This is a genomic window from Aliidiomarina quisquiliarum, from assembly GCF_023922585.1.
In the GTDB taxonomy this organism is placed as follows: Bacteria; Pseudomonadota; Gammaproteobacteria; order Enterobacterales; family Alteromonadaceae; genus Aliidiomarina; species Aliidiomarina quisquiliarum.
On the sequence record NZ_JAMFTN010000023.1, the window covers coordinates 1 to 13,509 of the forward strand.

At 44.8% G+C, this 13,509-nt stretch carries 13 protein-coding genes; 4 read left to right on the plus strand and 9 right to left on the minus strand.

The features are described from left to right. Positions 1 to 731: 731 nt before the first annotated feature. The 3 genes from M1L23_RS09490 to M1L23_RS09500 form a co-directional block, all read right to left on the minus strand. Positions 732 to 1,178, minus strand: coding sequence for a PH domain-containing protein (locus tag M1L23_RS09490; protein WP_252627131.1), 447 nt, complete (start codon positions 1,176 to 1,178; stop codon positions 732 to 734). Then, a complete protein-coding gene (locus M1L23_RS09495; RefSeq protein ID WP_252627132.1) occupies positions 1,175 to 1,717 on the minus strand; it encodes a hypothetical protein in 543 nt (180 codons plus the stop codon). Before M1L23_RS09495 ends, M1L23_RS09490 begins: the two co-directional genes overlap by 4 nt. A 35-nt stretch (positions 1,718 to 1,752) precedes the next feature. Beyond that, positions 1,753 to 2,903 (minus strand): IS3 family transposase gene (locus M1L23_RS09500; protein ID WP_252627133.1). Its coding sequence is split into 2 segments (ribosomal slippage): positions 1,753 to 2,660 and positions 2,660 to 2,903, totalling 1,152 coding nucleotides; the frame shifts between segments, so codons are not numbered across the junction. A gap of 288 nt (positions 2,904 to 3,191) precedes the next feature. Here M1L23_RS09500 and M1L23_RS09505 point away from each other — a divergent pair. From M1L23_RS09505 to M1L23_RS09515, 3 genes are all read left to right on the plus strand, one after another. After that, positions 3,192 to 3,974: an NERD domain-containing protein gene (locus M1L23_RS09505; protein WP_252627134.1), complete on the plus strand. Its 783-nt coding sequence runs from the start codon at positions 3,192 to 3,194 to the stop codon at positions 3,972 to 3,974. A gap of 198 nt (positions 3,975 to 4,172) precedes the next feature. After that, positions 4,173 to 4,451 (plus strand): type II toxin-antitoxin system RelE/ParE family toxin, encoded by a 279-nt coding sequence (locus M1L23_RS15085; RefSeq protein ID WP_252627135.1) that lies wholly within the window; start codon positions 4,173 to 4,175, stop codon positions 4,449 to 4,451. Between the two features lie 10 nt (positions 4,452 to 4,461). Continuing rightward, positions 4,462 to 4,776 (plus strand): HigA family addiction module antitoxin, encoded by a 315-nt coding sequence (locus tag M1L23_RS09515; RefSeq protein WP_252627136.1) that lies wholly within the window; start codon positions 4,462 to 4,464, stop codon positions 4,774 to 4,776. Between the two features lie 471 nt (positions 4,777 to 5,247). On the opposite strand, the gene M1L23_RS09520 is transcribed toward M1L23_RS09515, so the two are convergent. Next, the gene (locus tag M1L23_RS09520; RefSeq protein WP_252627137.1) at positions 5,248 to 5,868 is read right to left on the minus strand and encodes a hypothetical protein; all 621 of its coding nucleotides are present in this window, start codon (positions 5,866 to 5,868) and stop codon (positions 5,248 to 5,250) included. Between the two features lie 231 nt (positions 5,869 to 6,099). Here M1L23_RS09520 and M1L23_RS09525 point away from each other — a divergent pair, with 231 nt between their 5' ends. After that, positions 6,100 to 6,798: a GOLPH3/VPS74 family protein gene (locus tag M1L23_RS09525; RefSeq protein WP_252627138.1), complete on the plus strand. Its 699-nt coding sequence runs from the start codon at positions 6,100 to 6,102 to the stop codon at positions 6,796 to 6,798. Between the two features lie 4 nt (positions 6,799 to 6,802). On the opposite strand, the gene M1L23_RS15090 is transcribed toward M1L23_RS09525, so the two are convergent. From M1L23_RS15090 to M1L23_RS09545, 5 genes are read right to left on the minus strand one after another with little or no spacing between them, the layout of a single operon-like run. Further along, a complete protein-coding gene (locus tag M1L23_RS15090; protein ID WP_420840638.1) occupies positions 6,803 to 7,012 on the minus strand; it encodes a type II toxin-antitoxin system CcdA family antitoxin in 210 nt (69 codons plus the stop codon). Positions 7,013 to 7,017: 5 nt separating this feature from the next. Beyond that, positions 7,018 to 7,833 carry a DUF7281 domain-containing protein gene (locus M1L23_RS09530; protein WP_252627139.1) on the minus strand — a complete coding sequence of 272 codons (816 nt, stop codon included), beginning with the start codon at positions 7,831 to 7,833 and terminating at the stop codon, positions 7,018 to 7,020. After that, positions 7,830 to 9,086, minus strand: a complete 1,257-nt coding sequence (locus M1L23_RS09535; RefSeq protein ID WP_252627140.1) for a hypothetical protein — start codon at positions 9,084 to 9,086, stop codon at positions 7,830 to 7,832. Before M1L23_RS09535 ends, M1L23_RS09530 begins: the two co-directional genes overlap by 4 nt. Continuing rightward, on the minus strand, positions 9,086 to 9,706 hold the full coding sequence (locus tag M1L23_RS09540; RefSeq protein ID WP_252627141.1) for a hypothetical protein: 621 nt from the start codon (positions 9,704 to 9,706) through the stop codon (positions 9,086 to 9,088). Before M1L23_RS09540 ends, M1L23_RS09535 begins: the two co-directional genes overlap by 1 nt. Further along, positions 9,703 to 13,416, minus strand: coding sequence for an ATP-binding protein (locus M1L23_RS09545; protein WP_252627142.1), 3,714 nt, complete (start codon positions 13,414 to 13,416; stop codon positions 9,703 to 9,705). The genes M1L23_RS09540 and M1L23_RS09545 overlap by 4 nt, the downstream gene beginning before the upstream one ends. Between the last annotated feature and the right edge of the window lie 93 nt (positions 13,417 to 13,509).

Consider the following 13,509-nt stretch of genomic DNA (forward strand, 5'->3'; position numbering starts at 1 on the left):
ACAGAGTGGCTTTGGACATACAATAACGAACGACCAAACACAGCCATTGGTCGCGTACCGCCAAGGTATTTACTGGACGCGGCTTAACTCTCTACTTTTAACTTCGGTTATAAATGGGGGGATTACAATCTGAATGCGTTGAGGAAATTTCTAACCTTTATGGGACACGCTATAGGTGAACCCATAAAACGACCGAAAAACACTCACGCGTTGCGCCTCGCTTATCTAGTAAATAAAAGCCTTGATGAAAAATTATCTAGTAGATTAATTCAAGAATACCTATCCCTTGCGCTATTCATACTTCATAGCGTAGATATCGCAAAGCAGCATGTTCTGAATTACCAAAAGACACATGATGGCTATTTGGTGAATCTAGAAGACCGTTTATATTGGATCCCGTCTCCCAATTAAATAATCATCATTCATCACTTTCTTTGGGCCATGTCTATCGCCATTAAACGACTAGGTCAGTTATAATTCACCAAAGCTGCGTCTTTGAAAAAACCAAGGTAGCCGTCTGTATGATTTAAATTCTGTATGGATGCCGACGGTTCGTTATCACGCATAAAACGAGAAAAGACCTGATGAGAGTTTTTCATACGAATAATTGCCACTAAGAGCAAATGCATCAATTTTGTATACAAGAATTATACAGAAAATACATTTTTCTACTAATTGAGCAAAGTAGACTTCGCAAAATCGCGAAGTCTACTGAATGAATTAGTATAAAGTCAATCCGGTTCCGATTTAGATTCATACCCGGTATTAAAAGTTCCTTCCTTGCTTACCTGGATAATAGAATTCATAAATCCCTCTTTATCTCGTGGAGATATTGCTATTTCAGAATGACGATATGAAATTACGATTCTATCCATGGATAATGCTGGGGAAGATGCTAATATAAATTCTTCCCTTAATCCCCTTATATCTTCTATAGGTATTTTCCACGAAAATATACTTGATATAATAATTAGCTTGTCATCTGTTACTTTATAGTAAGTACACAGTAGGGCTGACAATGGAAATAGTATTCCTAATACCACACTAATAATTAGAGGAATTAATACCTGCTGGACATTTGATTTATTTAATAAAGTAAAAGCAGAATAAGTCGATACTCCAATAACAAATATAAAAACCAATAACAACCAAAAATCTATTTTAGAGTGGTAAATCATAACACTTCCTTTACTGGCAATCGGCCGATTTCAAATTCAGTTGAGAAACGAAATATTATGTCGTTAATATAATTTTCATATTTTTCTTTGACCTTTTCTACAATCTCAGGTGTGTTGTATAGTTTCGAACAAACTTCGCAAATATGGTTAGAACCGCTGAAATTATCCTGCATGTACTTCTCTCCCATCACATCTTTGACTATATTTAGAGGCCCTTTTACTCTAATCCATAATTTCATAAAATCTTTAAGCTGAGATTTATATGATTCTAAAAGCGAGTCAGTCCGCAAATCCCCGATTTTCATTTCTGGGATATGTTCATAAGTGAGCCCACAACAACTAGATGCCAAATAATGCGGCGTAACAACCATGTTCTCTAGAACTTGACTACATCCGTCAAATAGTGCGGGTGATATGTGCTTCTTAACATCCCTATCATATTCGTCATTAAATGCCATCCATGAATTGACCATCAATTTAAACAGTGGACTTGATGCGAGCTCCTGATATTCGGGTGACTTAACTATCTGGCTTTTCACATTAGTGATCCGTACCACTAAAAGTGGACACTTTGCTAAGCACTATTTTTTAATTCAAAGTTCTCTGGGCTGTGATAGCCAATAGCACTATGCCTTCTTGTTTTGTTGTAATCAACTTCGATGTACTCAAAGACTGCTCGACGCATATTTTCTCGATCCATGATGGGCTCGTCCTGCAAGGCTTCGACCTTTAATGAGTGAAAGAAGCTTTCGGCACAGGCATTATCCCAACAATTTCCTTTTCGGCTCATACTCTGAGTAAGTCTATGTTTTTTAATTAAATCTCGATAATCGTTTGAACAATATTGACTACCTCGGTCGCTGTGAACAATGATCCCTTCGGGAAAGCCTCTGCGAAATAAAGCCATTTTCAGAGCATCACACACCAACGTTGCGGTCATTCGGTTACTCATCGACCAGCCAACAACCGAGCGTGAATATAAATCGATGATTACCGCTAGGTACAGCCAGCCCTCACTAGTGAATAAATACGTGATATCGCCAACCCACTTTTGATTCGGAGCACTTGCCGTAAAATCTTGCTCCAGCAAGTTTGGCGCCACAGGCTGATTGTGCTTACTGTCCGTGGTGACTTTAAATTTACGTGCAGCCTTAGGTACAAGGCCTTGGCGTATCATACTATTGCGAATAGTTTTGATATCGGGTGTCATGTCGAGCTCTGCCAAATCCACTTGGATACGCCGAGCGCCGCTGCGCTCTTTCGAGTCAATAAATGCCTGCTTAATCGCCTCGTCTCGCTCAATTTGACGCTGCTCTCGAGGATTGACTGTCTGACCATGTTTCCGCCAGGCATAATACCCACTACGCGATACGTTGAGCACGTTCACCATCCGCTTTAAGCTGAATTGATGCTGGTGCTCAAGAATAAACTCAAATCTGGCTATTTTTGGTTCTTCGCGAAGTAGGTAGCCGCCTTTTTTAATATGGCCAGGTCCTCTGCCTGTTCAGCTAATTGACGTTTTAATCGAGCAATTTCAGCGGCTTGCTCTGCTTCTCTGGCGCTCGTGCTAGATTTTTTTTGCGCCGCAGTCCGCCAACTGTACAGCTGGGATTCGTAGACTTTCAGTTCTCTAGCCGCCGCTGCAACGCCTATTCTTTCAGCTAATTTCAGGGCTTCTGCTTTAAATTCTTGTGTGTGGACTTTGCGTGTTTTATTTGCTTTCATGATTCACCTCGTTAAGTGATTTTACTCACTTAGCTCGGTGTCCAAAAGTACTGGTACGGATCAATTAGACTTCCGCCCTAATATTCGCCTAAATAGTAACAATCAAACCGTGCATGCTCTTATATTGTAATAACAGGCATGCGCATTTACCCAGCCGCTTACACTTGCCATATACTTGTATTAATTTTGTTATATCTGAATGTAGCGAGTACTACGTAATAAGGCAAGCTGCTAACATTCATAAACACGCAGCCAAAATAAGCAAAATGAAGTGAGTTGGTGATGAACATGTATTACGCGCCCATTGTTTTCGACGCCTTTATGAAAGTTTGGTGGCTTTTTCTTTTAGGCGCAATAATTAGTATTTTAAAAACGCCGGTAATAAAAGGCTGGCTTGGCGAGCTTGCTGTTCGTGCTTCAATGATGCCAATTCTGCCGAGTAATAATAAATATGGTTACATCTCCCTGCATAATGTCACTCTGCCCACACCCGATGGCACCACTCAAATTGACCATATTATGGTGTCTGTTTATGGGGTGTTTGTTTTAGAAACGAAGAACATGAAGGGCTGGATATTTGGATCTGAGCACCAAGCGCAATGGACACAGAAAGTTTATAAAAAGTCATATCGGTTTCAGAACCCGTTACGCCAAAACTATAAACATGTAAAAGCGTTGGAAGCGCTGCTTTCTATTCCTGCAGATAAAATTCATTCTGTTGTGATCTTTGTCGGCAGCTGTACGTTTAAAACTAAAATGCCCCCGAATGTAACTTATGGCGGGGGCTACCTTCGGTACATCAAGTCTTTTCACCTGCCGGTTTTTACTGAAGAACAAGTGCATACGATTATTTCTCAAATTGAGTCGGCGCGCTATACGCCTTCGTTGGCTACCAATCGAAAGCATGTGCGGCATTTGAAAGCACGAGCAGAGCCAACTGCAAATAGGCTCTGCCCGAAGTGTGGTAGTGCCATGGTGTTACGTACGGCAAAGCGTGGCTCTAGGGCCGGAAATACGTTCTGGGGCTGCTCTAGCTTTCCTAAATGTAGGCAGGTGGTTAATATTAGTTAGCTTGCCAGACAAGTAATAAATTTCCTCTATTACCTCCTAAATTGAGATCGCAAGCCCCATTTTTCTCTTCCATAATTAAACCCTGCTTTGTTAACTTAAGAAGAAAACTTAAGCTACAACACTTCATAACCTAACGATTATAGGAATTTCATTTATAGTAACGCTTGACGTTACTATTGCGAGGCGTCATTATTAATTATGATCATTTCATTCAAGTGTAAGGATACTGAGAAGCTAGCAAATGGCTCCCGTGTTAAGCGCTTTGTTAATTTTGAGCGTGTTGCCTTGAGGAAGATTAGGCAACTACAGGCAGCAAGTCAGCTGAATGATCTTAAAATTCCACCCGGTAATATGTTAGAACCGCTGTATGGTGATCGCCATGGCTTATATAGCATTCGAATAAACAGGCAATTCCGGGTGTGCTTTCGTTGGACTAATGCCGGTGCGGAAGATGTCGAAATTGTTGATTACCACTAGGAGGTAACTCATGCGCAACATTAACCCTGTTACACCAGGTGAATTACTTAAAGAAGAGTTTCTTGACCCTATGGGTATTACTCAATACCGTTTAGCCAAAGAAATTGGGGTACCTGCTCAAAGAATTGGGCAAATTGTGGTGGGTAAGCGAGCAATAACCGCAGATACTGACCTGCGGCTATGTCGTTTTTTTGATTTATCTAATGGGTATTGGTTGCGAGCTCAAGCAGCCTACGATACTGAAGTGGCTGCAGACGCCCTTGCCGATCAATTGCGTAAGATTAAGCCATGGAATTCAGGCTCTACTGCCGAACAAGGCACATAATCATCTAGGTTTCGTTCCCTAGTCTTTTCCATCTAAACTGCCCACCGCTGTACTGTACCTATAGCAAATTGAGCGCCGATAAATAACCCAATACCCGAGCTAACAGGCCAGAACAATAAACTGTTACCCGGGTAATATGGCGTGCTACTACAAAAGCCTTTTTTATTAGCGTGTGAATACATGCCAAATGACATAAAACCATGACAAAAAGCCATGCAGCATTGCCCATAACACCGACTTATTTACACTCCACGAAATTGCAATAGTGAGTGATGTGCCAAAGGTTATGCCATATTTTGTTATTTCGTTCTTTGAATTATTCATTGCTTATTCTCTTAATTTATTATGTTTTACAGCTGATTAAATAAATTGTTAGCCATTCGCGCCTTGCAGGGTAGCTGCAATTGCCGCATCCCAAGCGCCACGGCCAAATAACACGAAGCGATATTTTTAGGACTATCAGAAGTTAACCTACACTAAATTTTTCTTAAAGTTTTCATATAGTTTCTGCACTATGGGCTCGGCGGCGGCGTTCAAAAAGTGCAGCATCGACTCCTTACTCTCAAATAAGTCTTTTAGCTTTATAGAGTAACCTGGGGCAACGGGTGATACGGGTATCGCATTGTACGACCAAATCATTGCGCCTGAGCTGTCGAGCAGCTGGCCGGCGATATTAAAGCGCGCCGTAAGCTCATCGGAAAAACCATGTTTCATGCCCAACACAACCACATTGAGGGTAATAACTAACTTGTTTGGTGAATGGCTATCTATACTTACCTGAAGGTTGTCTGCGTTTATCTTTTCAATAAGTTGCTGTTGAACAAGGTTATTTAAGCTTATGTCGTGTTCGTCCATAAACTTTAACGCAAGTTCTCTTACCCCTAGTCCGTCGTTCGCTTCATAGTAAAATACACCAAGCCAGTGCACTTCCACTGTCGTAATAGCAGTAAGCATTTCGTTGTTGTTCGGGTTTGCTTCAATACTAATTGTTTCTAGCGCGTCGAAGTTGCTTTTTGTCAGCTTTACACTTGGCACAGACGAGCAGCCGCTTATAAATAGAATGATTAAATACAATGCATAATAAGGTTTCAACCGCGCTCTCCTAGTAAGGTGTGTCATTGTTTACAAGTACGCTTTTTTAAGCTTGATTGTTATACACTTGTATTCAACTTCGAAGCAATAGATTATTGATAGTGCGTAACTTTTTACCCTTGTTACGCGCTCAAGCTGACCAACTTGCTCAGTTTTAGTAGAAGTGGTTACTATGAGCCCTTCTAGCTTAGCAACCTAGCAACCCCATAAACTTTCAACACAGGTGCCACCATGCCGAATAATTTAAAGCTGTACGAAGCCATTATGCTACTTGCCTTGAACGAGGAAAAAGGCACTATGAACGGTATGTATGTGGAATACGCTACTGCGGGGGCGTTAACAGCCGAGCTTTTAATGCTCAGCCGCATAAAGGTAGACGAAGACAATAAAGCTAGAGTGGCCGTGCTTGATAACAGCCCTACGGGTGATGAGTTATTAGACGAAGCCTTGACCACAATTGAAGCGTCGAAACGCCAGCGTAAGTTAAAAGACTGGGTAATGAAACTTGCGGGTATGAAAGACTTAAAGCACAAAGTGGCTCAAGCTTTGGCCGCAAGCGGTATTGTGTCGGCTGAAAAAGAAAAGGTGCTGTGGCTGTTTGAACGCCGGGTGTACCCAGAAATAAATCCTGAGCCAGAGCTACAACTTCGCCAAGCTATGCGCGACGCGGTACTAGCCGATAACGACGACATTGAGCCACGTATAGCCATTGCTATTGCCTTAGCCAATAGCGCTAAGTTATTACCGCAGGTGTTTAGTAAACAGGAATTAAAAGAGCGCAAGCAGCGTATTAAACAACTAGAAACTGGCGAGCTGGTATCGAAAGCGGCCAAAGAAGCGATACAAGCGATTGAAGCGGCGGTAATGATCGCCGTTATGATCCCAGCAATAACAGCGGCGACATCAGCGTCGAGCTCGAGCTCTTGTTAGGTTGTTATTGAGCGGTATTGGTGCATGAGGCCGTTCTCATAGAGGCACGACCATACGTGTATTTAAGCCGCTGAGTAGATCCGATAGAGCTGTCAATAGCAGCTGCATTTTCTTGCAACCAAAGCTTGCGCTTCTCTTCTACCACTGCTGCTTGAATTCCAGATTCCGCAGTTCTTGAAACATTATATGCGCATACTAATTGCGCACAAATCATGTAGGTTAAATAACCACCCACTGCAGGGGCACGTTTTGCAACCACTGTTGCAGCACTGCGCGTTGGTAGCGTTGTATAAAGCCAATGTAGGGTGCTAGTTCACCCGTATGCTGAAGCTTAATGGCGGTGTCGTGTTGCTTGGCTGCATAAGCTTGTTCTGTGGCATGGCTGCTAAACCAGTTAAAGGTGGGCACGGCAAGATGGCTAAAACCTTCGCTAATAGCTATTTGTAGGCCTTGTGGGTCGAGGTCGCCAAAGTATTTTAATGGGCCATGGGCCCCCTCTTTCCAGCGTTTTAAAAGCTCGGCTCTGCCGCTACCGTAATGACTGTCGCCGCGGTAAATAACTAAGCTATGCGCCGTTAAAGGTAACTTAAAAAGCGACAATTCATAAAAGCAGTCTAGGTTTTCAACAACTATAAGGTCTGAAAACTGCGCTAATTCGAGCTGGTTATGGTTTTCATCAATAATCAGCTGCCCTGCAACCCTAAGTACCCGTTGTTCTCGTGGCGATACACGCTGTGGCTTATGCTCAGCGGCGCCCTGTTTGGCTTGATCTAAACTCGACTGTTTTAAATCAGCCTCTAAAGGCGCCAAACCAAGTTGGCTAAGGCGTGTTTCAATGGCATGCAGCAGTTCGCTGGTGTAGCCGTATTCCACCTTTTGGCTTATGGCATGAGCTATAAGGTCTTGCTGTTGGCACCAGGAAAGTACTCGTAAGTCGGTGGCCTTCAGCTTCCGAACCACCCGACTTTGGCTCTGCAATTTAACCTTTAGGCCCTGTAGCAGTTTGCGTTCGCTGCGTGTTAGGTCTCGGTTCATGCGGCTTGGTACCTAACTTTTAGGTCTTCAATAATACGCACATGGTTAAATTGACTTATTGGTCGTTCGTCGCGCGTGAGGGTAAATAATTTTTGTTCATGGCGCGGTAGCGCATTGTATTCTGCCAGCACTTGAAACAACCAGGCTTCGGCTGGCCATTCCAACTGTTGTTCAATTAAAAATGCCAACGCAGAGTGCGGCTGCGGTGTGTCGCACACATAAAGAAAATAAGCCATGGTGTCTTGTTTTAGCTGCTGTTGCCGCGCTTCCACCACTTGTTGCTGAGCGCTGGCGTTTACCGCGTCGGCAGTTACGCTAACCACATCTGTTTTGGCTTTGATGGCTAATTCGCGATACAGAGTATGCACTAGATGCACTAATTCTGGTTGTTGTTCGCGTTTGTCGAGCGACACGGCTGCTGCGGGGAAAATGGGCGCGGCACAATTCACTAAAGCTGGTACTTGGCTGCGGTACGAATAGTCGCCCACCATAAAGCCTGGGTGCTCGCGTAAAAACCCCGCCATGTTCAGCACCAATAAACTCCGCTCTTGTTGCTCTCGGAAGCGGGTCATTAGTTCAACTAAACGAATTTGTACTTCAAGCAAACTACCGTGGTGGGCGCTCATTTGTTGCTGTAATCGGCTTACCAATATTTTGCGCAGGGTGGGGTTGCCTTCAGCAAGCTCGATCAAATCATCGAAGTCGATCAGCGACAAACCGTCGATTAAGCGTTGTATTTGTTGCTGTGCACGGCTGTTTTCACGAATTTTATCGCTTAAATTACTCACAAAACCGAAATTGCTATTTAGCCGATGCCACAAACTGAAAATAGCTTCTTCAAATTGCGAAGTTAAGTCGTATACGGCTTCGTCTATTCGTAACGTTTGGCTGTCGACGCGCAGGCTGTCGCCCATGCGCTGGGCTTCTTTTAGCCCTTCCACAAAGCCACGAATACTAACCAGTTTATCGGCAATGTCGGCGTGAATGGCACGGCGACTTTCGTCGGTAACCAAAGCCGCAACCAGTTGTGTTACTGGGTGGCGCAGCTTGAGTTCGTGGCTGTCGTCGGGTTGATACAACACCCGGGCACTAATAAGGCGGCGCAAAGTGCGCTCGCTCACTGTGGCCGGATCAATACCGCCGGTTAAATAACCCTGCATCAGTAATTTAGCGTTGTCGCCAATCAGCTTTAAACGCTCGGCGCCCACTTCAAACAGGCTACTTAAATGGTGTTTGTCGTCGTGCTCGGCCATTACAGCAACTCCGTTTGCGTTTGGCTGGTATCGAGTGGAATGTTTTCTTCGTCTTTAATAAAACGAACTAGCTCAAGCAGGTAGTCTATTTTTCCCGTTACAGTGAAATATAAACGGTTACTGTGCGGCTGCATTAGGTAACCGTGTTCCACCAAGCGTCTGGCAACTTGTTTGCCTTGGGCATCGACGGAATCAGCGCTAGAGCCAAAAAACTTATCGTTCGCAAGGTTTTGTAGGCGTTGGCGCAAACTAGGGTTGTCTTCGGTTTTTACCATTAGCTCTTGCAGCTTTAGGGTGTCGCCGGCGGTTAAAATACCGTCGCTGCCCATAGCTTCTTGCACGTAGGTAAGCCATTCAAGTAATGGCAGTAACGAACCCATTACTACTCCTAACTGTTGCTTTAAATGCTCGCGGGCAGGGTCGTCAATGTCGCGGTAAGCCAAAAAATACACGCTATTGTCGTCGTTGGCGGCAACCCGTCGGTTCAGTGGTTTTAAATAGTCGTCAATGCTTTCTCGCACTTCGTCGCGCTGCAACTTGGCAAAAAACTCTTCGTCGGTAATGGCACAAACAAACTGACCAGCTAGCAACTTTTCCAGTAATGGACCATGTAGCATCATGCTTGTGCCTCCTGCGCCTTAGCACTAAGCTGAAGCTGCTGTAGTTTTTTCGACAATTCCGACACCCGCGGCTTAATACGCTTTAACTGACCTTTATTGGGTAGTTCCGCATGGGGCTCAATTAAATAGCGGTGCTTAAACAGCAACAACACGTCTGATTCAGGGTTCGGAAACGCGCCCACAATTTTAATATTGTTGTGGTTACAAGCGTCAAATAATTTTTCTACGTTGTGGTAAGCCAAGGTGCCAAGTTCATCAATGGGCCAATGAATGGTTACCCCTGCTGCTTCGGGCCGTAACAAACGGGTAAAGGCCAATAAAAACTTACACAAAATAAGGTAGGCCATGCCATTACTCGACGAGTCGGTTAATTGGCGATCGTTGCGGATCACCACGGGCTCGCCGTTTTCAATTAAGTTGAGCTGTAGCTTAAGTAACGACTCGATACTGTATTCTTGGTTGGCTTTTAATAAGTCTGCCACGTCGCTTAAATGTTCTAAATATTCACTTGGCGGAATGGGTTCGCCCGAGCTTTGCCATTGCCGATAATGGTAGGTCATTTCTTTTAACGGCTGCCAAAAACTAAGTTCATCAATGGTAGAGCTAATTTTCACTTCCGCTTTGTCGATGCCATCGAGGGTGAGTTCGTCGCCCACGGCTTGGGTTAAACGGCGGCTGTAGTCACTTACCCGCTTATGAATGTCGTTGAACACGGTGAAAAACTTAAACAAAGCGTTGCCAATGGTTTTGCCCTGCTCGATCGTTTGCTGCTGTTTAGCCTCAAGCACGGTGATAATTTCCGCCAAGGCGTTAACCCGCGCTTGCATGTCGGGCGCTTCGCCTAAATGGGCAAAAGAGTCTTCCATAAAGCGAACAAATTGCAGGTCGGAGTCTTTACGAATGTCGGCTTCGAGGGCGTTCACGCTGTCTTCTAGCCGTTTATCTAGTTTTTGCTTGTCGTCTAGCAGTTGGTGTGCCCGCGCAATGTGCTCACTCACGTCGCCCTGCTCAAGGCCTGCTATTGTTTCAGCGGGCGGTGGTTGGGTGGCAACAGGCAAGTCGGCCATGCGCGTAACTAAGTTGTGCAAGCTCTGCACATGCTTTTCGGCTTTTTCTAACTGCTCTTTTAACTGCGTCAGCTTTGCGTTGTCGGCTTGTTGGTTGGTTTTGTACTCGGCTTCATGGCGCTCTAACGCCGCACTCGCTTCACGCAATTGTTGTTTCGCTAACTGTTCTGTTTCAAGCCACTTGGGCCGCAATGTTGCCCAGGTTACCTGCATAAATTGTTGGTAGGCGCTAAATTCGTCGCGCTGACTTTCAATGTCACGAATATGCTGCTGTAGCTCAAGTGTTTTTTGCTTATTGCGCTGTAAAGTTTTTTCATCAACCCCTTTTTCGGCCAGTTCAGCGCTAAAGGCTTGTTCAAGCTCTTTATTACGCTCTTTGGTATTCGCTTCTAAGCGAGAGCGCTCACTGTCCAAGTCGTCTATGGCGTCTTGTAGCATTTGCAATTGCTCTTGGAACTCGGCGGTTTGTTCAAGTGCCCGCGACTGATGCTCAGCGGCAAGTTCAGCTAAGGCCGTTTGCCGTTGTTGTTGCACCTGTACTAGTTGCTGTTGTAATTGTTCAATACGCTGAGCAATGGATTTTTTCCGCTCTTTGTCTAGTAGCGCATGTTCATGGGCCAAGCGTTGTTTGTGATCACGGGCGAAGGCCACGTCATTTTCAAAGCTGCGCTGTTGTTGCTGTGCCACGTCGAGTGCCTGTTGCTGTTGTTTCACCTCGTCAACGGCTTTAGCTAATGCTTTTTCAGCCACATCGAGCTGGTTTTTTTGCCGTTGCCACTGTTCAATGGCTTGCTCAAATTGTTCGCGTAACCGCTCTTCGGTTAGTGCATATTCGGGTAGTTCAATAGCATGCAAATCAAGCTGCACACCAAACACCGTATTGTGTGCTTCTTCTTGTTTGGTTAAGCCATCAAACAGTTGTGGGGCTAAGTCGGTCCGTTGCAACAATGGCTCGGCCAGCACGCGGCCAAAACTGTGCTGCCAATGCTCTACATGTTGCGCCAAAAAATGTTGCAAGCTTCCGCTCGTTGGCTCTAAGCGCAACCGTAATTGCTCTATTAGCTGTTCGCCTTGTGCCGCGGCACTGCGAGCTTCTTTTGCAACTATTACAGCCTGCTCGCGCTGACGCAGCACAGTGGTTAAAGTACCTTGCTGCTTATTAACTAACTTTATTTGCCCGTCGAGCTGCTCTTGGGCTTTGTCTAATCGCAGGTCGACTAGGTTTCTTTGTTCAAGCTCGTCGGTATTTAGCATCGACAAGTTAACCTGAGCTTGTTTTGCCGCTAAATCACCTTGCAGCTTCACCAGCTGGCTGTCGTATTGCGTACGAACCGCTTCTTGTTGTTGCTGAAGCTGTTGGCTCATGGCTTTGGTGGCGTTTAATTCGTTATCATGAATAACTTTTTGCTGTTCGTTTTTTTCTTTAATCTGTACCTGAATTTTACTGTTTGCCTGCTCAAACTGCTGCGCCAGCTTCAGTTTGTGCGACTGCAATTCTTGTTCAGCGCCACGGTGTGCGTCCATCATTACCTTGTAGTGTTGCTCAAGCCCTTGCAGTTCAATACGCCGTTCAGGCAGTTGCTCTAATTCACGGCCAACACGTTCAATATCGGCGTCGCGGTAAGTGTCGTACTGGTTTTGTGCCCGCTCTAAATGCCCTTCACTGCTGGCTAAGTCGTTTTTTGCATCGTTTTGTTTGTCGCGCAGGGTGCTGCGGCGTTGTTCATATACACTGCTGGCTTCGTTCATGCTGCGCTTTAGCGTTTGCATGGCTTCTTCGGTGTCGGCTTTATATAAACGTTGCTGACTAAAACTGTTTTCAAGTAAGGCTTTTAAATGCCAAAGCACCGCTAAGTTTAGTGCCCGCTTGTCACTGACTCGTTCAATTTCAGCTAACGACTTTTGCAGTTTTTCCATTTTCATAAACTGCTTCATGTCGCGTAACCAACTGCGAATTTTATCGCCGGTCATGGTGTTGGCTGGGCGTTGGTAACCGTCTTCTTCCAAAATAGCCGCTAACATACTTTTTAGCGTGTCCATTTTGCCTTCTTTGGCATGCACTGCCGACACCAACTTTTCTATATGGCGTAAGTTGTATTTGTCGTGCGCCAAACCGTAGCGCGATGCCAACTGCCGATGCCTTAAGCTTTCGCTGCGACTGCTACGGTCGTTCTTGATGTCGTTCAGAATAATGTTGCGGTATTCGGTGGTATTAGAAATTTTTGCCGACATATCTACATCACTGGCTCGCATTTCTTGTGCCCAGTCGTTGTATTCACGGGCGACTACGCCGTCGTTTTTCTGCAGTAAATAATGCTCGGCTTGGTAAGGCGCATCAACAAAACGATAATCGATACCATCGGCGCGTTTGGTTAACACCACCTGTGCCACACCATGCTGTGGGCGTTGGTATTCGTAAATAACGTAGCTGTTTTTATGCGGCAGGTAATATTTATCGAAACTTAATCGGGTACGGGGTACCACTTTGTTTGGTAGTTCGCCATAAAACACCGGAATCATGCGCTGCAACGTGGTTTTACCCGAGGCATTACTGCCACAAATATTGGTGTGGCCATCCAGTTCTAATTCAACCACACCCGGCATATGACCGTGGATCATTATTATTTTTAGTAGCTTCGCCATGGGTATCCTATGTTGTGTGTTGTAAGCTTTTCATTGTATGGCAGAATTAGCCGAAGATTTTTGCCACGGATTGCTTAACAACCAGCTTTGATG

Excerpts from the sequence above, each read along its gene's own strand:
- M1L23_RS09490 (WP_252627131.1), bottom strand. The coding sequence starts at position 1,178 with ATGATTTACCACTCTAAAATAGATTTTTGGTTGTTATTGGTTTTTATA.
- M1L23_RS09505 (WP_252627134.1), top strand. The coding sequence starts at position 3,192 with ATGTATTACGCGCCCATTGTTTTCGACGCCTTTATGAAAGTTTGGTGG.
- M1L23_RS15085 (WP_252627135.1), top strand. The coding sequence starts at position 4,173 with ATGATCATTTCATTCAAGTGTAAGGATACTGAGAAGCTAGCAAATGGC.
- M1L23_RS09515 (WP_252627136.1), top strand. The coding sequence starts at position 4,462 with ATGCGCAACATTAACCCTGTTACACCAGGTGAATTACTTAAAGAAGAG.
- M1L23_RS09525 (WP_252627138.1), top strand. The coding sequence starts at position 6,100 with ATGCCGAATAATTTAAAGCTGTACGAAGCCATTATGCTACTTGCCTTG.
- M1L23_RS15090 (WP_420840638.1), bottom strand. The coding sequence starts at position 7,012 with ATGATTTGTGCGCAATTAGTATGCGCATATAATGTTTCAAGAACTGCG.
- M1L23_RS09530 (WP_252627139.1), bottom strand. The coding sequence starts at position 7,833 with ATGAACCGAGACCTAACACGCAGCGAACGCAAACTGCTACAGGGCCTA.
- M1L23_RS09535 (WP_252627140.1), bottom strand. The coding sequence starts at position 9,086 with ATGGCCGAGCACGACGACAAACACCATTTAAGTAGCCTGTTTGAAGTG.
- M1L23_RS09540 (WP_252627141.1), bottom strand. The coding sequence starts at position 9,706 with ATGATGCTACATGGTCCATTACTGGAAAAGTTGCTAGCTGGTCAGTTT.
- M1L23_RS09545 (WP_252627142.1), bottom strand. The coding sequence starts at position 13,416 with ATGGCGAAGCTACTAAAAATAATAATGATCCACGGTCATATGCCGGGT.